This window comes from Psychroserpens mesophilus, from assembly GCF_050617655.1.
Lineage (GTDB): Bacteria > Bacteroidota > Bacteroidia > Flavobacteriales > Flavobacteriaceae > Psychroserpens > Psychroserpens mesophilus_A.
On sequence record NZ_JBODQC010000009.1, the window covers coordinates 88191 to 112718 of the forward strand.

22 protein-coding genes are annotated in these 24528 nt (G+C 31.4%); all 22 read right to left on the bottom strand.

All coding sequences use genetic code 11. The features are described 5' to 3' along the window. Window positions 1–3: 3 nt before the first annotated feature. On the bottom strand, window positions 4–765 hold the full coding sequence (locus ACRHNM_RS13955) for a polysaccharide biosynthesis/export family protein (protein ID WP_431137262.1): 762 nt from the start codon (window positions 763–765) through the stop codon (window positions 4–6). Window positions 766–848: 83 nt separating this feature from the next. Continuing rightward, the gene (locus tag ACRHNM_RS13960; RefSeq protein WP_431137263.1) at window positions 849–1961 is read right to left on the bottom strand and encodes an MraY family glycosyltransferase; all 1113 of its coding nucleotides are present in this window, start codon (window positions 1959–1961) and stop codon (window positions 849–851) included. A 124-nt stretch (window positions 1962–2085) separates the two neighbouring features. Next, entirely contained in the window at window positions 2086–3186 is a 1101-nt protein-coding gene (wecB, locus tag ACRHNM_RS13965) for a non-hydrolyzing UDP-N-acetylglucosamine 2-epimerase (protein ID WP_431137264.1), read from the bottom strand. A gap of 200 nt (window positions 3187–3386) precedes the next feature. Continuing rightward, complete coding sequence (locus ACRHNM_RS13970) at window positions 3387–4085, bottom strand: WecB/TagA/CpsF family glycosyltransferase (RefSeq protein ID WP_431137265.1); 699 nt, start codon at window positions 4083–4085, stop codon at window positions 3387–3389. After that, window positions 4075–5295 (bottom strand): delta-aminolevulinic acid dehydratase, encoded by a 1221-nt coding sequence (locus ACRHNM_RS13975; RefSeq protein ID WP_431137266.1) that lies wholly within the window; start codon window positions 5293–5295, stop codon window positions 4075–4077. Before ACRHNM_RS13975 ends, ACRHNM_RS13970 begins: the two co-directional genes overlap by 11 nt. Further along, the gene (locus ACRHNM_RS13980; RefSeq protein ID WP_431137267.1) at window positions 5270–7408 is read right to left on the bottom strand and encodes a bi-domain-containing oxidoreductase; all 2139 of its coding nucleotides are present in this window, start codon (window positions 7406–7408) and stop codon (window positions 5270–5272) included. Before ACRHNM_RS13980 ends, ACRHNM_RS13975 begins: the two co-directional genes overlap by 26 nt. Beyond that, a complete protein-coding gene (locus ACRHNM_RS13985) occupies window positions 7409–8608 on the bottom strand; it encodes an O-antigen ligase family protein (RefSeq protein ID WP_431137268.1) in 1200 nt (399 codons plus the stop codon). 29 nt (window positions 8609–8637) lie between these two features. Beyond that, entirely contained in the window at window positions 8638–9096 is a 459-nt protein-coding gene (locus ACRHNM_RS13990) for an acyltransferase (protein ID WP_431137269.1), read from the bottom strand. Continuing rightward, window positions 9093–10259 carry a glycosyltransferase family 4 protein gene (locus ACRHNM_RS13995; protein WP_431137270.1) on the bottom strand — a complete coding sequence of 389 codons (1167 nt, stop codon included), beginning with the start codon at window positions 10257–10259 and terminating at the stop codon, window positions 9093–9095. The genes ACRHNM_RS13990 and ACRHNM_RS13995 overlap by 4 nt, the downstream gene beginning before the upstream one ends. Then, window positions 10252–11358: a glycosyltransferase family 4 protein gene (locus ACRHNM_RS14000; protein WP_431137271.1), complete on the bottom strand. Its 1107-nt coding sequence runs from the start codon at window positions 11356–11358 to the stop codon at window positions 10252–10254. The genes ACRHNM_RS13995 and ACRHNM_RS14000 overlap by 8 nt, the downstream gene beginning before the upstream one ends. A 59-nt stretch (window positions 11359–11417) precedes the next feature. After that, window positions 11418–12593 (bottom strand): hypothetical protein, encoded by a 1176-nt coding sequence (locus tag ACRHNM_RS14005; protein WP_431137272.1) that lies wholly within the window; start codon window positions 12591–12593, stop codon window positions 11418–11420. Further along, window positions 12593–13006: an acyltransferase gene (locus tag ACRHNM_RS14010; protein WP_431137273.1), complete on the bottom strand. Its 414-nt coding sequence runs from the start codon at window positions 13004–13006 to the stop codon at window positions 12593–12595. The genes ACRHNM_RS14005 and ACRHNM_RS14010 overlap by 1 nt, the downstream gene beginning before the upstream one ends. Next, window positions 13003–14163 (bottom strand): glycosyltransferase family 4 protein, encoded by a 1161-nt coding sequence (locus ACRHNM_RS14015; RefSeq protein ID WP_431137274.1) that lies wholly within the window; start codon window positions 14161–14163, stop codon window positions 13003–13005. The genes ACRHNM_RS14010 and ACRHNM_RS14015 overlap by 4 nt, the downstream gene beginning before the upstream one ends. Further along, window positions 14156–15220: a glycosyltransferase gene (locus ACRHNM_RS14020; RefSeq protein WP_431137275.1), complete on the bottom strand. Its 1065-nt coding sequence runs from the start codon at window positions 15218–15220 to the stop codon at window positions 14156–14158. The genes ACRHNM_RS14015 and ACRHNM_RS14020 overlap by 8 nt, the downstream gene beginning before the upstream one ends. 38 nt (window positions 15221–15258) lie before the next feature. Continuing rightward, window positions 15259–16947, bottom strand: coding sequence for an asparagine synthase-related protein (locus ACRHNM_RS14025; protein WP_431137276.1), 1689 nt, complete (start codon window positions 16945–16947; stop codon window positions 15259–15261). Continuing rightward, on the bottom strand, window positions 16944–17978 hold the full coding sequence (locus tag ACRHNM_RS14030) for a glycosyltransferase family 4 protein (RefSeq protein ID WP_431137277.1): 1035 nt from the start codon (window positions 17976–17978) through the stop codon (window positions 16944–16946). The genes ACRHNM_RS14025 and ACRHNM_RS14030 overlap by 4 nt, the downstream gene beginning before the upstream one ends. Beyond that, complete coding sequence (locus ACRHNM_RS14035) at window positions 17968–19137, bottom strand: glycosyltransferase family 4 protein (protein ID WP_431137278.1); 1170 nt, start codon at window positions 19135–19137, stop codon at window positions 17968–17970. Before ACRHNM_RS14035 ends, ACRHNM_RS14030 begins: the two co-directional genes overlap by 11 nt. Window positions 19138–19173: 36 nt before the next feature. Further along, window positions 19174–20166: a glycosyltransferase gene (locus tag ACRHNM_RS14040; RefSeq protein ID WP_431137279.1), complete on the bottom strand. Its 993-nt coding sequence runs from the start codon at window positions 20164–20166 to the stop codon at window positions 19174–19176. Then, window positions 20166–21032, bottom strand: a complete 867-nt coding sequence (locus ACRHNM_RS14045; protein WP_431137280.1) for a sulfotransferase family protein — start codon at window positions 21030–21032, stop codon at window positions 20166–20168. Before ACRHNM_RS14045 ends, ACRHNM_RS14040 begins: the two co-directional genes overlap by 1 nt. Next, window positions 21025–22095 (bottom strand): DegT/DnrJ/EryC1/StrS family aminotransferase, encoded by a 1071-nt coding sequence (locus tag ACRHNM_RS14050; protein WP_431137281.1) that lies wholly within the window; start codon window positions 22093–22095, stop codon window positions 21025–21027. The genes ACRHNM_RS14045 and ACRHNM_RS14050 overlap by 8 nt, the downstream gene beginning before the upstream one ends. Beyond that, window positions 22095–22976, bottom strand: a complete 882-nt coding sequence (locus ACRHNM_RS14055; RefSeq protein WP_431137282.1) for a hypothetical protein — start codon at window positions 22974–22976, stop codon at window positions 22095–22097. Before ACRHNM_RS14055 ends, ACRHNM_RS14050 begins: the two co-directional genes overlap by 1 nt. Window positions 22977–23009: 33 nt before the next feature. After that, window positions 23010–24464 carry an MBOAT family O-acyltransferase gene (locus tag ACRHNM_RS14060; RefSeq protein ID WP_431137283.1) on the bottom strand — a complete coding sequence of 485 codons (1455 nt, stop codon included), beginning with the start codon at window positions 24462–24464 and terminating at the stop codon, window positions 23010–23012. Between the last annotated feature and the right edge of the window lie 64 nt (window positions 24465–24528).

A 24528-nucleotide genomic window follows, 5' to 3' on the forward strand; every position in this document is an offset into this window, starting at 1 on the left:
AAATTAACGTGTAATTAAAATAATTGAACTTAACAATATTGATGTAACTCCAAGAAGCGTTCCTATATTGCCTATATACCCAGCGCTTTTAACCCTTGGATTATTTGGATTCACAATGATTGTATCATTAGGTTTGATATAGAAAAACTCAGAATTCATAAATTCTGTATTCGTCAAATCAATGTGTGTAATTACTTTTACACCACCTATGTCTCTAGTCATGATAATGTCTTCTCTTTTACCATTAATAGTCAAATCTCCTGCATAGCCTAACGCTTGTAAGAGTGTTATGTTTTGTTCAGTAAAATTATAAGTTCCTGGAGCATTAACTTCACCTAGAATAGTTACTTTAGCGTTTACAATACGAATATTAACACTAGGATCAACTAAATGACCTCCAGATATTAATTGATTTTTAAGCGCTTCTTCTGCTTGATTTACAGTAAGACCAGCCACATTTATATTTCCTAAAATAGGAAAATTAATTACTCCTTCATTAGACACCAAATATCCTTCTAATTGAATAAGTTCCAAACTAGATTGCTGTATTTTTCCTGCACCACTTTTGTTATAGGGTTTAGCTGCCTCTGGCACCAAAGTTTCAACATCTATTTTTAAAATATCGTTTGGCTGTATGGTAGTATATTGAAAATTAATTTCTCTTTGATTATTTTCGTTTGCATCTTGTAAATACAGAATTTCTTTTTTAGTCGCACAAGACGTAGCTATTAAAATAAGCAATAATGCTAAACACTTTAACTTCATAGTTCTATTATTGAGGAAGCAAATATAATCTATTTAAAGGAATCACAAAGCAGTGACAAATATTGATTTAAGATAAATAGCAATTAGGCCTTAACACGTTTTTTATTTTTATTCATTACTTTGATAATAATAAATGGCATACAATACAACATTGATCCATACAATAGTAGTAGTCCTATTTGCGTGTTTAAGTTTAAATGCAGCATATTGAACGCAATAATAACAATTAGTAAATTAATAAACACTATGGTAAAGGTGGTTTGTATGTGAGAAAAGCCTACCTGTATAAACCTATGGTGTATATGGTTTTTATCAGCTTCAAAAGGGCTTTTTTTCAAAATAAAGATTCTTATAAAAAAGATTCTCAAAGTGTCAATAAGTGGAAAAAATAACATAGCAAATGCTAAAGCTGGTGAGGCTCTGTAGTATTCGGAACTTATATTTGTTTGTGATTGCGATATGAAACTAATTGTAAAAAAAGCAAGTAAGAATCCGACAATCATAGACCCAGTATCTCCCATAAATATTTTCTTTTTTGAGGAAAAATTCGACCGTAAAAAGGCTAATAAAGCACCTATAAGCGCTACTGAAATTGTCGCTAAACTTAAAGCTCCTGAATTATAAAAAAGGATGCTAAAAAAAATACATATCAATAAAGCAATACAACCTGCCAAACCATCTACGCCATCAATAAGATTGTAAGCATTAATTATTAATATATATACAAATAAGGTAAAACCAATAGAGACCCAATATGGCAGTATGTCTATGTCAAAAATTTTTGAAAACCCTATAATTCGCGTATCTGTAAACACTATTAATAAGAGCGCTGCAAACAGTTGTCCAATGAACTTCTTTCGAGCTGAAAGCACTGTTAAGTCATCTTTTAAACCGAGAAAGAATAAAATAGTTAATCCTCCCATAACAAGTAACAACACTTTAGTATTGAGCATAGCGCCAACAATAGTCATTACTACAACCAAACTAAAGAATATCCCAATACCTCCTAATGTAGGTGTTTTGCTAGAATGCATACTTCTACTGTCTGGCTCATCCATAAGGTGCTTTTCTTTAGCAACATATAGAATAGTAGGAAACGTTTGGTATGCAATAACAAATGCTAAAACAAACGCACAACCTAGCCATATTAATGGACTGTTTTCGGGATTAAAATTTTCAAGTAATGTTTTAATCATAAGTAGAATACGACATGAAACGATATCATATTTTTAATTAATAGCAATTGCAAGATACAAATTTAAAAAGTAACTTATATTTTCATCGTTATAATACAATTTTATTACGAAGACTGGTTATAACTTAAGCATTTGACAAAAATTCTTTTAAAACACTAACGATTCTTGTCGCTGTTTGCCCATCCCATAATGGAATATCATTTCCTTTTTTCCAATTTCCTGAAAATAATTTATCTAAATAAGGCTTTAGGTGATCTGGATTTGTGCCAACCAATTCATTTGTTCCTAACGTAATGGTTTCTGGTCTTTCGGTATTATCTCTAAGCGTAAGACATGGCACGCGCATTACAGAAGCTTCCTCAGTGATTCCTCCAGAATCTGTAATAACAGCTTTTGCACGCTCTACTAAATAATTAAATTCTAAATAGCTTAATGGCGCAACCATATGAAGTCTTGGGTGGCTAATGTTTAGTCTTTCTAATATTTTAGCTGTTCTAGGATGTACAGGAAATACTAAAGGTAAGTCTTGTGTATGTTCAGTAATTTCATCGATCATATCCTTTAATTGTGACTCTTCATCTACATTTGCTGGTCTGTGAAGTGTCATTACTATATAGTTGCCTTTAGCTAGGTTTAAATCATTCCACACTTTTGGCTGAATGAAGTTAGGTTGTTGCTTTAAAAGCGTATCAATCATTGTGTTTCCAACGAAGAATATTTGATTTTCACTAACACCACTCTTTTTCAAGTTTTCATTTGCTGTTTCCGAAGTTGTAAAGAAGTAATTGGTAATACTATCGGTTACTAATCTGTTTATTTCTTCAGGCATTGTCCAATCATCAGAACGTATTCCACCTTCAACATGCGCTACTTTGGTATGTAGTTTCTGAGCCACTACAGCACAAGCCATTGTTGACGTTACATCACCAACGACAAGCACTAAGTCTGCTGGATTAGCCATTAATTCTTTTTCAAAACTAATCATAATATTAGCTGTTTGCTCTGCTTGCGAACCACCACTACATTCCAAATTCACATGAGGTTCTGGTATTTCCAATTGCTCAAAGAAGCTACCAGACATATTTTTATCATAGTGCTGACCTGTATGAACCAGCCTGTACTCTATATCAATTTCTTCTTGTTTTGCCTTTTGAATGGCATGAATGATTGGAGCTATCTTCATAAAGTTTGGTCTAGCACCAGCAATTATCGTGATTTTATACATTGGTTCCTGTTTTCTGTTTTTGAACTGATCTGTTATTAGTTTATTTTTAATATTAGGCTCACCCGAAGATGACCCGCTTATAACCCGCTTATGACCCGAGGATAACCCGAATATGACTAAAAGTAAACTTGAGTGTACTCTTTTACACCATTTACATGTTTTTGAGCCTTACAACTATCTTATTTTAGTGTTGGATTATTTTAATATTTCCCTAAGTGCAAGTTTACAAAAAATCTTACTAAATGAATTTGACGCTTGATTCTAGAAGGCTGACTCAATAAACGGTAAGTCCATTCCATATTATTTTTCACCCACCATTGAGGTGCTCTTTTTACATTTCCCGTAAACACATCAAAACTTCCTCCTAAACCCTGATAAACAGCCTGATGTGACTGCTGTATTTTCTCCATCAAATTCTCTTGTTTAGGCGAACCCATCGCTACAAACACAACATCTGGCTGATGTTTTTTAATATCTACAATTAAGGCTTGTTCTTCCTCTTGGGTTTTAAGGTAACCATTTCTAAAATTGCAGATGGTAATCCCTTTAAATTCAGATTTTAATTTACGAACTGTTTGTTCAATTATGTCTTGCTTTCCTCCTACTAAATAAAAAGATTTTGTTTTGTAGTAATTTTTAACCACATCTAGCCAAAGTTCACATCCAGGAATTTTAACCACATTTTTAGCACCTTTTTTTTGAAGCGCCCAAACGGCTCCAATGCCATCAGGATAACCTAAGTTTCTATTAATAAGTGCTCGACTATCATCTGTAGCATGAAGAATTTTTTCAGCATTTACGGCCACCATAATTTTATGATTATCGAATGCATATTGCATGAGTTCTTCTCTAGATTTTGGAGCGAAGGTCTTTACTCCATTTAATGATTTAGCTTCCATGCTCAACAGATTTGGTTTCTAATACATAATGTGCCATAGCATTAAACATAAACGCATTGCTCCATCTCATATATGGTATTTTAGAACTCATTCCTCTTTTTAATTGGTAATAAAAATAGCCTTTTTTATGTTGCATATTCTCAATCGTCCAATCTAAAACTTTTGATAAAAGCGTTTCATGTTTTTTGAAAATACCCAACTTAGAAAGTGTAACTATTACTTGAGCCGGACAATGAATATCAATTGGATATGTTTTATTGTGGTAATACTTAGGCATTCCATTGTCTTCAAAAAAGTGTTCAAGATAGTACTCTGTGCCTTTTTTGATGTGTTTTTGAAAACTATAATCCTGAGTGTTTTGCTGATAGGTTTCAATCGCATCTAAATTGAATCCTGTATGAAAACTATCTTTCCACGATTGTACTGGAAGCAATCCATAAATCCAAGACCCATCTTCTTCCTGTAATTCACAAGCAGCAGTAATGGCTTGTTTTGCCATATTAGCGTGCTCTTTATTTTTAGTGTATTTGTACGAATAACTTAAAATTTTAGCACCTAAAAGCGAGGCATTAATAACTGTATTATTCCCATCTTTGATACTGTATGAAAATATGATTCCGTTACCATGAGGTGTTCTTGACAAGTCCTTAAGTACAAAATCTGCAGCAGATAATGTGTCTTTTAAAACTGCTTCGTTTTTTGTGATTTCATAGCTTTCTAATAAGGCCTCGACACAAAAGCAAGTTGCCACAACAGTTGGTGTGTGTTTTTGAAACAAAAACAAACGTCTTGCTTGCCAGTCAAAATTATAACCCCAAGCTGAACCGGAATAACCTTGACTTTTTAAGCTTAATAGCAAGCCGGTTATATCATTAATTTGCTTAAGAATCTCTTCTTTAGTTCCAAAATCTTCACAACCTTTTTCTGCTAATCGGTATAAACGACAATAGCCCAAAAGAAAGAGTGCAACACCTTTAGCATTGTGTTCTTTAGGAACTAATAATAATTTTCTGAAGTTAATCGGACTTCTTTTAAACCCTTGAATCCAGGCTAGTCGTGCTAAATCCCAATGTTTTAAAGGCAATGCCTGAAAAATTTTTGAATTCAAACCATCATAAGGATCCCAACCTTTGAAGTTTTCGGTCTCACAATAAGTTTTCAGTTTTAAAAAACTTGAGTCTACCTTATATTTCAACTTGCTGTCCTCCACACTTTACAGATTCTAATACTCCAAACGATGCTCTAGTGACCGCAACGATATCTTCAAAAGGAATTGGCGCTTTACCGTTAGTTAGTAAACCATTAACAAATGCGTTTACCATTTCTTTTTGTCCTTTATTTTGGTTAAGGAGTTTGTCTTTTTTAGGCTTTCCTTTTCCGTATATTTTTAATTCTTTAAAATCATTAAGTGTGGCTGACATTCCTGCTGAAAAGACCTCAACGTATTCTTTGGTCAAGGATTTAGATCCATTAGCATAGTAGCCAATAACACCTGATGATCCATTTTCAAATTGAACCAAAATATTCAACGTGTCGTTTAATTGATTCGCATCTGGAAGTGCAGATGCTGATATTTTAGTTGGAAGACTTCCGTTTAAATAGGTCAAATAATCAATAAAATGGCATACTTCACCTAAAACACGTCCTCCACCAATTTCTAAATCCTGAATCCAGTTATCACCAGGAATAGATCCAGCATTAATTCTGTAAATCATCGTCATTGGATTGTTTCCAACAGCCTTTTTAAGTTTAGCTGTTAATGGTGAAAATCTTCTATTAAACCCAACCATAACCGCCTTATTGGCTTTTGACTGTAAGTCGATAATAGACTCTAATTCAGATTCTAAAAGACACAAAGGTTTTTCGACAAAAACATGTTTATTCGCCTTCAGACTTTTCAACACATAAGGTCCGTGTGAATCATGACGTGTTGCCACAAAAACTGTATTTGTCTTATCATCTAAAACATCTTCTTCATTTGTGGCACAAAACTGGAACTTAAACTTTTCAGCCACACGCTTAGACGTTGTACCTGTGTTGGTTAAAACTCCAACACGACCAACATCGTTAGTTTCAGGAATATTAGGCAGGAGATTTCCTTGGGCATAACTTCCAGCTCCAATAAATGAAATATTTATTTTACCTAATTGCTCGGTTTCAGAAGTCGAAATTTTAGATTTAGAAACTGTTTTATCTAGGTTATATTTTAGAGCAATTCCAGTAAAAGGTTCAGTTTTCGATACCACTAAATCGAAAGCATCTTTTGCTTTTTCAAATTCAAACTCATGTGTTGTAAGGTAATCGATATTTATGCGTTTGGTGGCGATTAGATTTTGAAAGGCCTCCATGTTACGTTTTTCTGTCCATCGTACATATGGCAATGGGTAATCGATTCCCTTTTCTTCGTAATTTAAATCGTAACGACCAGGACCATACGAACATGCCATTTTTAGTTCTAACTCTTTACGATACCAAAACGGATCACGATCAAAGCCAGTAGGCACAGCACCTAACACCACTATTTTTCCTTTTTTACGAGCAATAGCTCCTGCAAAATTTATTGGGTCTAAGCTAGAGGTAGCTGCTGCAATAATAACAGCATCTGCTCCATAACCATTGGTTGCATTTTGTATTTGTTCTTCAACACCAGCTGCGTTTCTGGTAAGTCCTAAATCTACTACATTATTATCTACAGCTTGTTTAACAGCAGCTTCAGACACATCAATACCAATAACAGTTACTCCAGAAGCTTTTAAGATAAGCGCTGCTAATTGCCCAAGAAGACCAAGACCAATAATGACGCAAGACTCACCTAGTCTTAAATCGGCTTGACGAACCCCTTGCATAGAGATTGCGCCTAAGGTGTTGTAAGCTGCATCTTTAAGATTCGTGTTTGTATCAAGTTTAACGCAAAGGTTAACAGGAACTGATACAATTTCGGCATGATTAGCATAACCTGCTCCTGCACATGCGACTTTGTCTCCAACTTCGAACTCTGTTACCCCTTCACCTACTTCAATAACTTCACCAGCAGAACTATATCCTAAAGGCGAATAGGCATCCAGTTTTTTCATTACAGCTCTGTAGGTTTGAATTGGGCCTTGTTTTTTTAAGGTATCTATAACTTGTTTCACTTGTTGCGGACGTTCTTTAGCTTTACCAAGTAAACTCTTACGTGCAGCGACGACTGTTGAGCCTTCAGTACCAGCACTTATTATTGAATAGTGATTTTTAACGATCACCATCCCTTTACCTAATTGCGGATAAGGCACATCTTGAATAATCATATCTCCAGAACCAAGTTTTTGTGTCAATTGTTGCATTTAATTGTATTGTTTAATAAATATATGAGGTCTTAATAATAAGGTACCAAATATACCCCAAACTAAGATATTATAATAGTAATACGCTCCTGGAACTAAGCCAAGACAGTCAACAAAATACATACCTACAAGCATGAAAGCAAAAAGTCGTATATTTTTATATACCTTAAAAATATTAGTTATTGTTTTAAAAATAAAGACTATAAAAACCAGAAATCCTATAATACCATTTAGCATTAAGACTCTTAAAAACTCATTATGAGTAGGTCTATTTACGCCATCCCCAAACCATTGAAAAAAGAAGGATTGCTTGTTTGTCCAAAAATCCCAATGTTCCTGCCAAATGTATCCTCTTCCTGCTAATGTGTATTTAGCATCTTTAACTTCTCCTGTTTTGTAACCTACTTCTTTACTAAATAATTGTTCAATATTATCGGAAACTGCATCTCCAAATACAATTAATATACCGATTAAACCTATAAGAATTGAAAATGACTGTTTCATTTTAGATTTTGAATATATTAACACAAACAACACCCACAATACTATTATACCAACCGCAGCCTTACTATAAACTGCATAAATTGAAACTACAGCTCCAATACCTAAAAACAACATAAATATATTGAGAAAAAGGTTTGTTTTTATAAACACACTTTGATATAGTATAATGGAAAATATAGTTAATAGTCCATAAAAGCGTACAGGAAAAGCATCATGATAAAATCCAACATATCTTGTTAACCCTACGGTATCTCGTTCCTCTCCAAAAATAATCCCTGTTTGCAACTGAAAAATACTAACTAGTATGGGAAATATACCACAAATCATTATTGCCAATAATAATTGTTTTAATCGCTTTTTGTCATAAACAAGTAATGGTATTAAAATAAAACCAATGTAGATATTTAAATTGGATATTAAATAATCTACAAAGTTCATTGGTTTTGTTAAAACCGCCCAAACAATGCCAAAGGATAATGCTACAAAATAAATATTTGCTGTTCTCAACCAATCTTTAGGAATTTTTTTTCTTTCTGAAATTATTTTATAATAGAGAATTGGGATTAAAACTCCTTGAATTGCCATCATAGATAATGGTCCGATCTTGTACCCCCAAAAGGCATCTACAATAGATTTTGTAGCGACTACAACCAAAAAAGAAGCATATACCCCTTTTTGATTTTTTGCAATAATCATTGCTAAGAAAATAAGTAAAGGTATTAGAATCATCTTATATCAATATGTTTCCTAGGTAAAGGTCTGTATGGTTTTTCTAATTCTTTAATAATTTTGATAGGATTACCAGCAGCCACGACACCTTCAGGAATATCTCTATTAACAACAGAACACGAACCAATTATTGAGTGACTTCCAATAGTAACGTTTCGCATGACTACCGTATTAACTCCAATAAACACGTGATCGCCTATCGTAACATAACCTGTTCCGCTGTCATCAGGATTTATAACATGAGCAGCTCCATCATGAGATAAAATATAGCAGCCATGAGTTATCAAACAGTGATCGCCTATAACAACTTTGCCTCGTCTTAAATCAATTTTAGCTCCTAAACTTATCATGGTGTTCTTACCTATTTTAACTCCAGACACTCTAAGAAATATCAATTTAACAAACCTTAATAAGTTCCCTACATAATGTACCATCTTCCTTAAGAACACTTTCATAATGCAAGTGTATTTAAGATTATACTTTTAAAATCGCCAGCAATTTTTTGTATTGAAAAATTAGAAACTACATAGTCTCTATTTGTCTGTCCAATAGCCAATCGCATATTTGAATCTTTCAGCATTTTTTTTAAAGCTGTTTTCAAATTTTCTAATTCTCCTGGAACAAATGAAAATCCATGAACTCCATCTTCAAGTACTTCGCGATGTGCACCAACAGGTGTATAAACAAGAGGCTTCCCTATTGACATAGCTTCAAGTAAAGATCTAGAAAATCCTTCGGAATACGAGGCTGTTAAAAATATATCTGTAGATTGCAAATGTTTCATTTTATCGTCTCCAAGTATAATACCGAGATTTTCATAGTTTTGTTTATATGCTGAATTCAAAATACTTTTTTCAGCTTCTAAAGGGTCTTCATAATCTATTTTTTCTCCACTATATTGATTATAAAAAACACCTCTTTCTCCTTTTCTTATATTTCCTGCAAAATAAAACTTTATATAAGGAAATTCGTGGCAAAGGTCAGGAATTATTTTTAAAATATCGGTATACCCTTTGGCTTTCGTCATATGACCCATAACCAATATTTTTCCGTCCTCTACTTCAGTGTTGTATTTATTAGAATAGTGATTGACATCCATTGCCTGATAAAGCACTCTAATTTTGGATGCTTCAATGTAAGGAGAAAATTGAACATTTAGATATTTAGCCTGAACAATAGCGCAATCTACTTTTTTTAAACTAAATCCAACCAGTTTTTTCACAAGACCATTAAACCGTTGAAAATTCAATTTAAAATGGCTTCCTCTTAAATGAATGATCACCTTAGCTCCAAATATTTTGCTTATCAATATCGACCAAACGTCACGACCTACCCAACCAATTTGTGTTGGTGTTATTGGATAATATACACAGTGAATCTTTTTAGTAACAAGTATTTTAATCAGTTTTGAAAAAAACACAAAAAAATTGGTTAGCATTGATACATCTAACTTTCCTTTTTTGACATTATCATTTCTGAAATTTGTTTTTAAAAATTTAATATCAAATGTTTCATTCAAAATTTCGGACTCCAAAAACTGCTGCATACTCAATTCGGGTCCAGAATAAGGAGGAGGTGTTGGCCCTATGAATAATATTTTAGGTTTATTGTTAGACATTGATAAGACTTTGCTTCATCTGTTCAATCCACTTTTGTACTGAAAGCGTCTCTCCTTTTTGTTTTGCATGATTACAAAAACTTTCTAATTGACTTCTATTGGTTAAAAGTTGGGTAATGGTATTACTATTTGATTCAAAATCAGAATCAAGAATGTATCCATTTTTACCGTTATCAAGGTAATCCAATTCTGGAGCATGACTAGGACCTTGAAGTGTTATATAAGGTCTTCCATAGGAAAACGAATGATTTACTGAAAGTCCAGAATGTCCAGGAACAAAAACTAATGATGCTCTTTTTATAATAGGAGCAATATCAGCTTCATCAATTAATGTTCCATGCCAATTTATAGAAGGATCTTGCTCAATGGCAGATTTAACATAGTGATTTTCTGGTCCATCACCTATGATTTCAAGTACTAAATTTGGAGTTACTTTCTTAAGCTCAACATAGTATTTTAACAACTCAGGTATTCGTTTTCTAGGACTTAAACGACCAATATAAACTATAACATTTGAATCTTTGGGAGGTAAATGGTAGGTATAATGCTTTTTTATGTCAAGTGTATCAACAGTATTATTTGCCCAACTTGCTTTATTTTGACCAATTAAGCCATTTTTAATTGCCCAATCACAACTTTGCTGTGTGTAAAAAACTACACGATTAAGGTTCTTGAAATAAAATTTTGTGATCCATTTATCAATAAATGTCACCTTCCCATTTCCAGATCTAAGCATAGGATGGTTATAGGAAAACAATCGTACTTGTTTATTTAATCTTCTCAGCTTAATGGCATACAAAAAAAGCCGGATATTCTTCTTTTCAACAGGTATCATTACCCAATCAAACTCACTAAAAACAGATTCAAGTTTTACCTTAACCAGTTTAGAATTTCCAAAATTATTTTTAGGAACATCAACATGTATTAGTTTGAATACATATTCGTCTTTTAGCATGTTATCGTTTCCAGAGCCAATAAAAACAGTTAAATCTATAGTCGAATCTTCTGCAAATTGATTTAGCAGCCTTGACTTGTAGTGATTCAAGTTAGGTGCAAACCAAAGCACTTTAATTTTACTCGTTTTTATCTGTTTTTTCACCTCTTAAAGTATTTAAAATCATAACTCGTATATAGCTTTCGATTCTTTATATAATGTTATCATTTTACCAGTTGAATCAGAGATTTATGTTTTCCGTTTTTAGTCTTTTCAATTTGATCAACCTCAACTAAAGTTAATTCAAATAAATTGAATCGCTCATTAATAATGTCTAAAAACTTGGTCTCATCAAAAACATTAGATTTAATAAATTTCACTTCCAGTTTCCCTTTTTCCCGTTGAATAAACTGTATGGAAACAATGAAATCCCAAAACTCATTATGGATTCCAAAAAGATAAGGTCCAAAAGCTCTTTTATTAAATTCTTTATCAAAAATAAATTCTTGTATTCGTCCAGTTATACGTTTTATTTTAAAGAAATTATCTGTCTTGCATGCCTGAGTAGATTTTTCAGCATAATCACCTGTAAAATAATCTTTAAAAACAGTACCATACGCGTTAAATGAATTCGCTAAAATCAAATCTTTTTGTCCTTCATGAAACAATTCTACTCTACCGTAAGTTGGATAAAAATGAAATTGGTTACATGTATTGCAAAACCTTGCAAGAATTGCATATTCACTATGACCATACCAATGGGCAATTTGGATATTAAAATTTTGTTTAAACCAATTCATTTGGGAAATTGGAAATGCTTCAGATCCAGCGAAAACGCCTTTAACAGGAAAGGTTTTAAATAAATCTATTCCCCAAAAATCAATTAGAAAAAACAATGTACTAGGATAGACATGTAAGAAAAAAGGTTTTTGTTTAAAAAGGGATTCTAATTCTAATTTATTCTCTTCAACAAAAAAATTTTGAGAGATAACCAGTGTATTTTCTAAAAAATTGTACTTTTTACTATGGCTCGGCATATTACCTCTAACTACAATTCTATAGTCAAACTTTTTATAACCTATTCTACCCCAAATATCAAACAGATAAGCCCTTTCCTTTTGTCTGGAGGTAAATACATCCTGATAAAACACAAAAGGTTCTCCAGTTGTCCCTCCAGTTCTTACTTTTCGAAGTGGAACAATTGGGCTGCGTTTTAGAAATTTATTTTCATTTTTCTTAATATCAACTTTGGTATTATAAGTCGATACATTGCTATTATTATGCTTATAGTTTAATACGCTCTTTTTACTCCAGCGCTTAGACTTTTTTATCAATATTAAGTGTCTAAAATAGGCTGGTCCTAAAACTAATTCTCTAAATATATTAGTTAAAAATTGCATTATATTTCTTTTACAATTTTTACTGGATTCCCAATAGCCAGGACGTTTGCAGGTATATCTTTATTAACTACACTTGCAGCTCCTATAACACTATTGTCACCAATAGTAACATTCATTAACACTACAGTGTTAACGCCAATAAACACATTATTTCCAATGACTATTTTTCCACGAGGATTTGCATCTGGTCTCATTTGTTTTATTGCACCATCATGAGCTAAAAGCACACAACCACTGGTAATATGAACGTTATCTCCGATTACAATTTTACCAAATTGGGTATCAAGTTTAGCACCTAAACTAATAAATGTATTATTACCTATTTTAATACCATTCATTCTCAAATAACTATAGTAAATAAATCTAATAATTTGCCCAGCGAAAAACGTGAGCTTTCTAACTATTGCTTTCATTTCATTAAGGTATTAAATAAATTGACATATCTATCAACAACTTTAGTTTCTTCAAATTCATTTTCAAACGTAACTTTGCCATTGTGAGACAAGGTATCTCTCAATTGTTGATTTCCAAGCAAACGAATTAAATTCAGCTCCATTGATTTCAAATCTCCAGGATTGATTAGCACACCATTATAATCATTTTTTATAACATCTTTATTAGCTCCAACAGGTGTTGTTACTATTGGCAATCCTGCAGCCATTGATTCTAAAACGGAACGAGAAAAGCCTTCAGAATACGAAGGCAGTAAAAACAGCCAACTTTGTCTAATCAGGTCAAGTTTATCTTCACCAGACACAATACCTAAATTTTGATAGTTATTTTTATATTCCGAATTTAATATCTCAGCCTCAACTTCAAATGGGTCTTCATATAAAATTCTCTCTTTTGTTATTTGATTATACCTTACACCAGGTTCTCCTCTTCTGATATTTCCACAAAACAAAAACTTAACCTCAGGAAATTTAGAAGCAACCTGCGGAATAACCTTAACAATATCTGTATAGCCTTTTGCTTTGGTAAGATGACCAAAAAACAGAATCTGTGGTGTATTAGACAGATGACTACGATCTAAACTTTTGAATAAATTATCAACAGTGTTAGGTATCACATGTACTTTATCTTCACTGACCAAGCCTTTAAACTGACCCTTTAAACAATCTGACTGAACAATGGCAGCATCAACTAAACCACAAGCATATTTAATAAGTTTTCTACTAAAAGGTCTAAACGTTTTATAGTTAATATCTAAGTGACTACCTCTAAAATGAATAATTTTTTTAACACCAAAAATTTTGCATTGAAACACAAACCAAATATCGCGACCTAACCACCCGATTTCGGTTGGTGTTACTAAATGATATGCAATATCTGGTCTTTTAAAGAGAAGTCTTTTAAATAATTTTAAATTGAATGTTATCACTGAAAGCAGTGCACTCATATCAATTTTTCCTTTTTTTGAATTGTCTTTTCTAACATTCGTATTAAGAAAAATAATATCAAAATGTGATTTCAGGTCTGATTCCAGTAATTGTTTTGTACTTAACTCAGGTCCCGAATAAGGAGGCGGTAATGGACCTATAAATAATACTTTTGTTTTGATTTCACTCATGCAACGCAGACAATATTTGTTCTAACCAACGATTAACACTCAAAGACTTAGAAGTTTCATAGGCTGATTTACAAAAGTCGTCAATTTTTTCTTTATTATTTAAAAACTCTTCAAGGATTTTTAAATTCTCTTCAATAACAAAACCATTTTCACCATCTTTTAAATAACTTATTTCAGGTCCATGCCTTTCTGCACTTAATGTTGCATAAGGTCTTCCATAGGCAAAGGCATGATTAATTGACAATCCTGCTAATCCAGGAATAAACACCAGACTTGCTCTTGTCATAATTGGTGCGATTTTCTCTTCGTCAACTAATGTACCATGCCAAATTATATTTGAATGTGTTGCTTGTGCTTTTTTTACAATATCACTTTGTGGTCCATCACCAATAATTTCTAAAGCGAATTTACCTTTGTATTTACTATTTAAATTCTCAAAGAACTCAATTAAATCGCCAATTCGTTTAGGAGCAATCAATCTTCCTATAAATACAATAGTAACTGGATCTTTAGGTGGCAATTCGAAATTATAATATTTATCCACTTCCAGAGAATCAATGGTATTATTTGCCCAAAATGCTTTATTTGGTTTTACGAGTTTATTCTGTATAGCTTTTTGACAGATGTCTTCTGTATAAAAAATGACGCGATCTAAATTGTTAAATATGAATTTTGTAATCATCAAATCAAAGGTCTTGACCTTTCCTTTTTTTGGTTTTGTGAATTGATGATTATAGGAGAATAATTTAGTGCCTTTAAATCGACGACGCAAATACATTGCATAAACGAACAACAATAAATTCTTTTTTTCTGCAGGAATCAATACCCAATCAAAATTGTTGAAATTAGATTTGAGTGATTGTCTTACTTCCCGTGATAATCCAAATTTACTTTTAGGCACTTCAACTCTAATGGTTTTAAACTGCCAATCTCCTTGTAATTCCTGATCTCCAGTACCTTGTCTTCCAGAACCAGAAAATACTGTAAGTTCAACATTTTGAACATTAGCCAAATGGTTTAGAAAACGTGCTTTGTAGTGGTTAAAAATTGGTGCCAACCAAAGAATTTTATATTCGATTTTTTGGTTTTCCTTCATCATGATTCAAACATATTCTTCTTCCAAATATAATAAGGTATTAATCGTTCAGGTTCAATTGAGCCATCAATATTGTTTTCTAATAAATAAAGATATTCATCTGTTTGTTTTATTAAATCTACGTAGCTATTAATAAAGTCTTTTCCGAAATCTTTGGTTTTAATATATTTATAAGAGTTTTGTAGTCCTATTTTTTTCAGACTCCAATACCCATTATCTATTTTTATTTTAGCGGCTTCTCTTAGCACTTTTTTGGTTGTCTTTTGATAGAGTTTTTGTTCGGTTGGAATACTAAGTGACAACTTAACCATCTCATCAGACCAAAACTCTGGATTAGAAACCAAACCGTGTTTTAATTGTAATTCATAAGGTGTATGAAAAAAGAAGGTAGGTGTATAATAAATACTGAATAGAGAAAAGAAGAGCCATTTATCTATATTTTTATCTAAACGCTTCAATTCATTTGGCAACATCAAATCATTTAGAGCCTCTTCAAATTCTAAATCGAAAGTAATCTTATCTAATAAAATTCGTTCGCCATAAAATTGCATACCATGATTAAGCTTTCTAAAATAGAATTGCAATTTCTTTCCGCTTTCATGTTTTACTAATTTTAATAAGGTTGGAACTAAATAATTTAATTTTAATGATTTACTTCGATCATAAAACTTTAAAAACTTTTTTAGTTGGATAAATTTGTTCATTCCCAGAAACAAACGATCTGCTCCATCTCCATCAAACAACACCTCAACGCCATCGCTAGCAGCCTTTTTATAAATAAAATTCATAATAGAGTTGTTATACCCAAGAGGAAAACTTGAATAAGCACTTACTTTCAAATAATTATCAATAATATCTTTTGCGCTTAAAATGATCTTTTCAGCTTTAAAATTCAGGATGTCTGCCAGATAATCAATTCTCTCAAATTCATTATATCCATCTACATAACCAATAGTATAAGCATTAAACTCACGGTTTGACTGATTTAATTTTTGTGCTAAGTAACCAGAATCAACTCCTCCACTTACTGCAATTCCAATTTTATCATAATTATTAACTGTTTTAGCAGTTGACCTTAACAGAACATCATCTATTGCAGTCGTATTTTCAATAATTGAGCTGGTGTTATTCCAGTTGGTTTTAAATGTTGTTATATCAAAGTATTTAGATATTGATATGGATTTATTTGAATATGTTAGTTGACTTCCACCAGATAAGATTTTTAAATTTTCAATCAATCCTTGTTCAAAACTATTAACTCCAAAATGGTAATACACTGATAAGCCATCATAATTGATATCTAAAGCTTTACTATTAGATATTTGAAGCAGGTAGGTTAGCGAGGTTGCAAAATATATAGTGTCTTCTTTTTGAATGTATAGCAAAGGAATTTTTGAATAATGATCACTAATTACTGAGCATCCTTCAGCTCCAAATGTAATATAAACAAATTTTGAGTCTTCCGTTAAGTAATCAAATTTTTGAGTCTTGCTAATTATTTTAGAACCGCCTTTCCAGAGAAAGGACTCTGAATTAAACTGATAATAATATTCAGGAACTTCAAGAGGCAAAAAGAGTTTAAAATCTGGTTTATTTACCAGAACTTTTTGTCGATTTAAAAAATTTAAATTACTGTTTTCAGTTAGTCCTATAATACCTCCAAAAGTATGCACGTAATTATTTTTCATAGTACATCTAATTTAGATCTAGTATTAGAAATATCATAATTTTTCAAACCCATTGTACCCATTTTTAATTTTAATTCATTCCTTAAATTGACATCACTTAAAGCTGCTATTTTTTTTGAGAGTTCTACTTCACTGTTTACGACATAACCGTTACGATCATGCTCAATAAACTCGACACATGCACCAGTATCTGAAAACACTATAGATGGTATTCCTCTAGAAAGTGCTTCAAGTACTACAAGTCCAAAAGATTCTCCAACCGACGGCAATATAAAAACATCTAACTTAGAATAAAAATCATTCATGTTTTTAAAAAAGCCATAAAAAACAAAAGTAATTTTAGAGTTTATAAATTCTTTTGAGCGCTTTTCTAAATTATTCTGTAAAGGTCCATTACCAGCAATATGTACTTCTACTTCAATGTCATTTTTAATTAATTCTAAAGCATTAATAATTCTAGACACTTTTTTTTGTTCTACCAATCGTCCAGCAAAACCAATTCTTAGCACAGAATCGTTATTCTTAACCAGATTCGTTTGTAACGGTAAATCTATACCAAAACCAATGATAGAAATTAATTTTTTATTAAAAACCGGCACTTTACGTAGTAGTTTTTTCTTTGCAAATTCTGAAGAACATATGATTTTAAATCCGAAAAAATTGATAATCAAGGCATAGTATAATTGTTTGAATATCTTTTTTTTCCCTTTGCCAAAAGTAATTCCATGTTGAAACAAATAAACATTAGACTTTCTTTTAAACAAAGGTATTAACATAAAAGGCATTAATGAATGAACAAAGATACTATCATAGTCCTGAATTAAATTTGCAAACTCTTTTTTTCTACTTGTAGATTTTGACATGTCAACAACATCAAATTCATCATCTGAAACTGGCAACTCTTTCCACACTAAAATATGGTGAGATGTATCAGACGACTTGTTTAAATCAACAAGCGCTTGCACAAAAGTTGTGATACCTCCTTCTCCTAAAGAATGTCTAACATGCAATATCTTTTTTTTAATTGACATGAGGTCTGTGTTCATTATCTACAACCGACAAAAAGTTATCGGTCATTTTTTTAATACTATGATTTTCATTTCCGTAATTAAACGAATTTTGAGCTATCATTTTGTAACTATCAAAATCATTTAATAAGGTTTCAATGTTCTTAACAGCATCATTGACAGATTCTACATCAAAACCAAGCTCATTATTTTTAATAATGCTATCAGGATCGGCTCCAAATACAAGCACAGGCACACTTCTCAGCCAGGATTGGATATAAGTATTAGAAAAACCTTCACTAACAGAAGTGCTAACAAATACAGATGCCATATCGAAATATGATAATGCTTCATCAAAAGGCAAATGACCTGTAATACTTAAGTTTGCTGGTTTATCTTTTAAAAGATTTTTCACATAACTTCCATTGCTGTGACCACCAACCATTAAAAATTTAAATGGTGTATGTAACATCTGGTTTGCAAGATCTATAAATAACTCTGGTCGCTTATGAGGTCCAAAGTTAGCACACCATAATATGGTTTTATTCTCAAATCGTTGTTGTGTCGTTATACCACGTTCTGGCTTTGGATGACCAGAAATCATTTTTTGAGATTCTAGATTGAAATTACGTTTTAAATGATGTTTCTGAAAATCGTTTTGACTAAATGCAATATCAATTTTAGACATGCCTTTATTTCTATAAAAATCCATCAATTTATTATTAACTAGAAAAATGAAATACTTTAAAACACCCAAGGATTTTGTTGTATATCGTTTTTTGAATTGAGAGGTATAAAAACCAAAAAAAGGATTTTTATTATCGGTACACATCCAAATAAATTTACACTTGTTTTTAGAACAATAATTACCAAGAACGTAAGTGACATTTGAAGATAAGCGTTGTACAATAAAATCTGGCTGAATTTCTTTTAGAGGTTGTACATATTTATTTTGATCTTTTATTGGAAATCTTCCCGAAGCCTTAAGCCAATATATAGTTACGCCTTCAATTGGCTCAACTGTGTTAATTTTATTCTTGTTAATTGTTTGGCATACGTAAGAAACCTGAAAACCTCTTCGAGCTAATTCTATTGATAAATAATTCGCCTGCACTTCTGCACCTCCTCCTCTTTCGGAAATATGCCATGGCATTACAAAGGCTATTTTTGAGTTTTTATCCATTGTATCTTAATTACTATCTCATGTTGTAGTACAGTTTTATGACATATTTGGCAAAGCTTTCTTTACAACAGTATTGAACACTTTGCTTTTACAACCCAATAACAAAATAACATCTTTTAATGTTTTTTTATGTAAAGAAAAAAACATTTTTGATGCATTAAACGACTCATTATTCTCAAACTTATTTCTCAGAATAGCTCTGTTATATTGATCTGAAGCATCATTAACAATTGATGTTTTCAAGTTTAGTGTATTTGCAAAATATAACCTTACCTCCTTTGAAGAAATTTTGTAATCAAGTTTAGATTTTTTATTTGTAGGATTAGAAATTGAGCCTTCAAATTTCCTATATGTAGCTGTAGACTCGGATAAATAAAAAAACTTAGTGAATTGTGTTAGTGCCAACCATAAAGGTAAATCTCCAATTTTAAATTTATAAAATACATTAAAGTCTATTTTATCTAAAAGGGAACGTTTAAATACTCCTGTTAATGTATACACAACATAGCTACCTAAAATAATATCTTCAGCAGGATTATCGATTTTGATTTGGTTTCTCTTGTTTATTTTATTTATATTTTTAACCAATTTGTGTATATTTTGATAATACACATGTGTATCTGTATGAACCACACCATAAGCCTGATTAGCTTCTAAAAAATCGACTTGCTTTTGTAATTTTAAGGGGTCTACCCAGTAGTCATCTCCATCAAGTAAAGCTATATAATTACCTGTACAATTTTCTAAAATATTAACAAAATTATAAAGCCTTCCTAACTCTTGTCGTTTTTTCCAATAAGCATCTCCTTTTTGGCGCTGGAGGATTTTTATATGAATTTGTTTAGTGTTTTGATACGATTTTATAATGTCTAGTGTACGGTCTGTAGAAAAATCATCACCAACTACCACTTCAACTTTAAAATTTATTTTTTGCATCATAATGCCATCCATAGCCTCTTTGATAAAAGACTCATGCATATAAGTCATTAGTCGAATACTTAATTTATATTCTTCAGATTTAAGGGACACTATTTTATGCTTTGTTTGAATTGTTTGTATATATCAAAAGTATTGCTTTCTATTGTCTCAACCTCTGTTGAAGACAATACTTTTTTATATCTTTCAATAGTCGTAGGGTCTAGCGGTCTTAAGGTCTTCTTTTTCCATTCTAACAATGCTTTAGGCTCATCGTTTGTTTCATAGTAACGAAGCATCTTTTCTTCAAATGGGAGGTCTAAGAAATCACAAACTTTAACCAATTGCAATTTTGAATCTAACACTAGGTCCTCATAATGAATAACTTGAAATTGTTTTTGATTTAGCTTTTTTAAAAATTTAAAAATTTTGGATTGGTTCTGACTCCAATCATCTGTGAAACTTTTTACACTTTGAGGTAATTTAGGAATATAGGTAGATTTGGAATTCAAATCAGCAATGCCTTTATATGAGCAATAAACATCTCGAGGGTCTCTTATAATAATTAAGTATTTTGCATTTGGAGCTATAGATCTTATTTCCTGTAAATGATTAATGTAATAATTATTTTTATCACCCAGAACTAAAGAGCTAGATTTTTGATTTACTGATTGACCATAAAAGTCAACAATATTAAACACCAATTCTTGATAAGATGTTGATTGTCGTATTTCTAAAAAGCTAGCTAAGGCATCAAAATCTAACTGCCATGTTTCTATTTTTTTAGAAGTTTGTAAATCTGAAATAAACTCAGCTAAACTGCTTTTAGAATTCCAATTTTGATATTTTTTAGACCACCAATGAATAAAACCACATTCAGGAGGAATTACTATGGAGCTGTGACTATTAAGCATAATTCTTAAAAGCGAAGTGCCAGATCTCGGATTACCTATAATAAAAAGTTGTTGTGTATTATCCATTATTAATTATTAACACTATCTTATTTAAATCCTCATCGAACAGCGTCGTATAAAGAGGCAAACATAAAACCCTTTTTGCTATTTTATCTGCGACAGGACATTGATTTGAATTGATATATGGCAATTTTTCTAAACTTGGAAAGAAATAACGCCTTGGATGGATATTCTGTATTTCCAAATCTTTTATTGCTTTTAAGAGTAATGATTCAGATTCAAAAATGACAGGATAGTATGCGTAATTCCATGTTGCACCCTCTCTAAGTTTTAGCTTTGTTAGGCTATTAAAATTTAAGTGTTCATCATAATATTCACAAACTCGTTTTCGTTCAGCAATAATATGTTTGATGTAAGGTAATACACTTAATCCCATAGCAGCTTGTAGCTCGCTCATTTTAGCATTAATACCTAAGCCATGGTACATTCCTGGACCATTATGACCAAAATTATGACGATACCACATATCTTGATATGTTAGTTCATCCTGACAAAATAATGCCCCTCCTTCACCAGTATGAAACAATTTAGTCGCATGAAAACTACAGGTACTTACATCGCCATAATTAAGAATAGATTGTCCTTTATAAGTTACTCCAAAACAATGCGCTGCATCGTAAATCACTTTTAAATTGTGTTTTTTTGCGATAACTTCAATAGCTTCTACATGGCAAGGATTACCATATACATGTGTTGCTAAGATAGCAGTAGTTTTTTTTGTTATTGCAGCTTCTATTTTAGTTTCATCGATTGTTAAATACTCAGGGTGAATATCAACAAAAACTGGTGTACATTTTTCCCAAACAATGCTAGATGTTGTTGCTACATAACTAAAAGGCGTGGTAATCACCTCACCTGCTTTCCCATAAGCATTTAAAGCAATTTGTATGGGTAATGTACCATTAGTCATTAAAATAAGTTTGTTGATTTCTAAATGCTCACGAAGCTTCTTAGTTAATTCCTGGTATAGTTTACCATTATTGGTTAGCCATTGGTTATCCCATATGCGCTTCAATTGCGTTTGATAATCTTCAATAGGTGGAAAAAAAGTTTTGGTAACCGTAATCATTAGTTTGTTTTGGTATTTCGGTTTATTAAGAAGTCATTTATTTGATTGGTGAATAATTTTGCTCCTTTTAAATTTAAATGATCAGAATCTTTGAAATCTCTATAATCAAAACTAGTATTATCAAAAGAATTTAGCCAATATACATTATTGTTTTTAGATTCTAGATTTGTAAGAAGAGAAAACATTTTATTATTAATTTTATTAGGTATTAACTTACGATAGGACTCATGAGCAGGAGGTGTGACTATAATCAAGTCAAAATTATACATTTTTGATAATTCTATTATTTTCATTAGTATTTTTTCATTACTCTCAATACTTCCAACTTTAGGCATATGCCTGCTTGAAGCTTTTAAGGCATGTTCTTCAAAATCATCTGTGAAAGCATCTAATGGAAAGGAGCCCTTTTCTAAATAGTTATCTTGAGGATAATTATTACCTATCACATAGTTTCCTACTCTTTTTATGTTCTTTATTTGTAACCCATTTAGAAACTCAAAATTATACTTTGGAGCATAATTTATTTGAAGTCGAGTATACAAATTATAATTTTTTAATCTCCAATTCTCTGGTGATTGTATTAAACTTACTGTATAAGTTGGTGTACTGAAATTTAAAATAGCAAACTTTAGTTTTTTAGTTTTTAAGACTGCTTTTAACCACAATAAATCGACATCTATTGACTGAGATACATTCGCTAAATTAATTGCACTGAAACTGAGTTCTTCAGCCAAAACACCTCTTAACGCGTGAGAATTTCCCAAAACCACAGCCTCATATTCCTCATCTAAAAGCTTATCTTTATAGGAATAAATGTTCGGTAAATTTGAAGATCTAAGAAGTATTTCATAACACCCTAAAAATATTAGCACAGGTATCAAAAATAAAATTATTTTATTTAAAAATGGTTTCATCTAGAATTGAAAATAAATAAACTCCTGTGGTTTTCCACTATAAATAAACAGAAGAAAAAGTATGGTATAATAAAATAAAGTATTTAGAAGCCTATAATTTGTTAATTTATAAATAGCAAATTCAGCATGTCTACCTCTCCATTCTATTATAATAAAGATACCAAAAATTAAAATTAACATTGGACTAAAATCAAACAATAAACTAAAGGTTTTAAAATAATTTGTAGTTTTTAACAAACCTGTAAATAAATCCATAATGTATTGAATAGCATGCGAAATATTTTCGGCTCTAAAAAAGACCCATGCTAATACTGTTAAACTAAAAGTTAATAACATCCCTCTTAATTCCTTAAATGTTGGTAGCAATTTATTTTCTGCTATATCTCCTGTATGTACACGATTTTTATTTCGCAACAATAAAGGCAAAAAATAAAGTGCATTTAAAAAGCCCCAAATAATAAATGTCCAATTAGCACCATGCCAAAAACCACTAACTATAAATATTACAAAGGTATTTCTTACTTTCATAATTACACCTCCTCTACTACCACCAAGTGGTATATATAAATAATCTCTAAACCAAGTAGACAAAGAAATGTGCCAACGTCTCCAAAACTCAGCTATATCTCTTGAAAAATATGGAAATGCAAAATTCTTCATCAATTTAAATCCAAACAAGCGTGATGTTCCAATTGCAATATCTGAATAACCAGAAAAATCACCATAGATTTGAAATGCGAACATTACTGCTCCTAAAAGTAAGCTGGTGCCACCATAATTAGATGAATTATTAAAAATTTCATTAGCAAGTTCAGCACAATTATCTGCAATAACAATTTTTTTAAATAAACCCCATAAAATCTGACGTAAGCCTAAAACAGCACTTCTATAATCAAACCTTCTTTGCGTATAAAATTGGGGCAATAGGTTAATAGCACGCTCTATTGGACCTGCTACTAATTGTGGGAAAAAACTAACAAAAGCAGTGAATGCTATAAAATCTTTAGTTGGCTCAAGTTGTTTCCTATAGATATCTATAGTATAACTTAAGGTTTGAAATGTATAAAAACTGATACCAACCGGAAGAATAATATTTAAGCTTGTTGAAGGAATTTGATACCCAAAAAAACTGAATGCTTGTACAAAATTATCTACAAAGAAATTGAAGTATTTAAAAAAACCTAAAAAACCAATATTAATAACAATACTTAGCCACAATAGGAGTTTTCTTTTTTTAATTCCATTCACATTTTTTAATTGCAAACCGATAGTATAATCTACAATCGAACTAAATAAAATCAAACCCAAAAAGCGCCAATCCCACCAACCATAAAATGTATAACTAGCTACTACAATTAGTGCATTTTGTGTTCTTAAATCTTTTTGGAATACAAACCAATACAAAATAAAAACGAGTGGTAAAAAAATAGCAAAATCAATGGAGTTGAAGAGCATTTACAAATCAAATTTTAATCTTATGTTTTTACAAATAACACCAATTTTTATTAACCCATAATTA

Excerpts from the sequence above, each read along its gene's own strand:
- ACRHNM_RS13955 (WP_431137262.1), bottom strand. The coding sequence starts at position 765 with ATGAAGTTAAAGTGTTTAGCATTATTGCTTATTTTAATAGCTACGTCT.
- ACRHNM_RS13960 (WP_431137263.1), bottom strand. The coding sequence starts at position 1,961 with ATGATTAAAACATTACTTGAAAATTTTAATCCCGAAAACAGTCCATTA.
- wecB (WP_431137264.1), bottom strand. The coding sequence starts at position 3,186 with ATGTATAAAATCACGATAATTGCTGGTGCTAGACCAAACTTTATGAAG.
- ACRHNM_RS13970 (WP_431137265.1), bottom strand. The coding sequence starts at position 4,085 with ATGGAAGCTAAATCATTAAATGGAGTAAAGACCTTCGCTCCAAAATCT.
- ACRHNM_RS13980 (WP_431137267.1), bottom strand. The coding sequence starts at position 7,408 with ATGCAACAATTGACACAAAAACTTGGTTCTGGAGATATGATTATTCAA.
- ACRHNM_RS13985 (WP_431137268.1), bottom strand. The coding sequence starts at position 8,608 with ATGATTATTGCAAAAAATCAAAAAGGGGTATATGCTTCTTTTTTGGTT.
- ACRHNM_RS13990 (WP_431137269.1), bottom strand. The coding sequence starts at position 9,096 with ATGAAAGTGTTCTTAAGGAAGATGGTACATTATGTAGGGAACTTATTA.
- ACRHNM_RS13995 (WP_431137270.1), bottom strand. The coding sequence starts at position 10,259 with ATGTCTAACAATAAACCTAAAATATTATTCATAGGGCCAACACCTCCT.
- ACRHNM_RS14005 (WP_431137272.1), bottom strand. The coding sequence starts at position 12,593 with ATGCAATTTTTAACTAATATATTTAGAGAATTAGTTTTAGGACCAGCC.
- ACRHNM_RS14010 (WP_431137273.1), bottom strand. The coding sequence starts at position 13,006 with ATGAAAGCAATAGTTAGAAAGCTCACGTTTTTCGCTGGGCAAATTATT.
- ACRHNM_RS14015 (WP_431137274.1), bottom strand. The coding sequence starts at position 14,163 with ATGAGTGAAATCAAAACAAAAGTATTATTTATAGGTCCATTACCGCCT.
- ACRHNM_RS14025 (WP_431137276.1), bottom strand. The coding sequence starts at position 16,947 with ATGAAAAATAATTACGTGCATACTTTTGGAGGTATTATAGGACTAACT.
- ACRHNM_RS14030 (WP_431137277.1), bottom strand. The coding sequence starts at position 17,978 with ATGTCAATTAAAAAAAAGATATTGCATGTTAGACATTCTTTAGGAGAA.
- ACRHNM_RS14035 (WP_431137278.1), bottom strand. The coding sequence starts at position 19,137 with ATGGATAAAAACTCAAAAATAGCCTTTGTAATGCCATGGCATATTTCC.
- ACRHNM_RS14045 (WP_431137280.1), bottom strand. The coding sequence starts at position 21,032 with ATGGATAATACACAACAACTTTTTATTATAGGTAATCCGAGATCTGGC.
- ACRHNM_RS14050 (WP_431137281.1), bottom strand. The coding sequence starts at position 22,095 with ATGATTACGGTTACCAAAACTTTTTTTCCACCTATTGAAGATTATCAA.
- ACRHNM_RS14060 (WP_431137283.1), bottom strand. The coding sequence starts at position 24,464 with ATGCTCTTCAACTCCATTGATTTTGCTATTTTTTTACCACTCGTTTTT.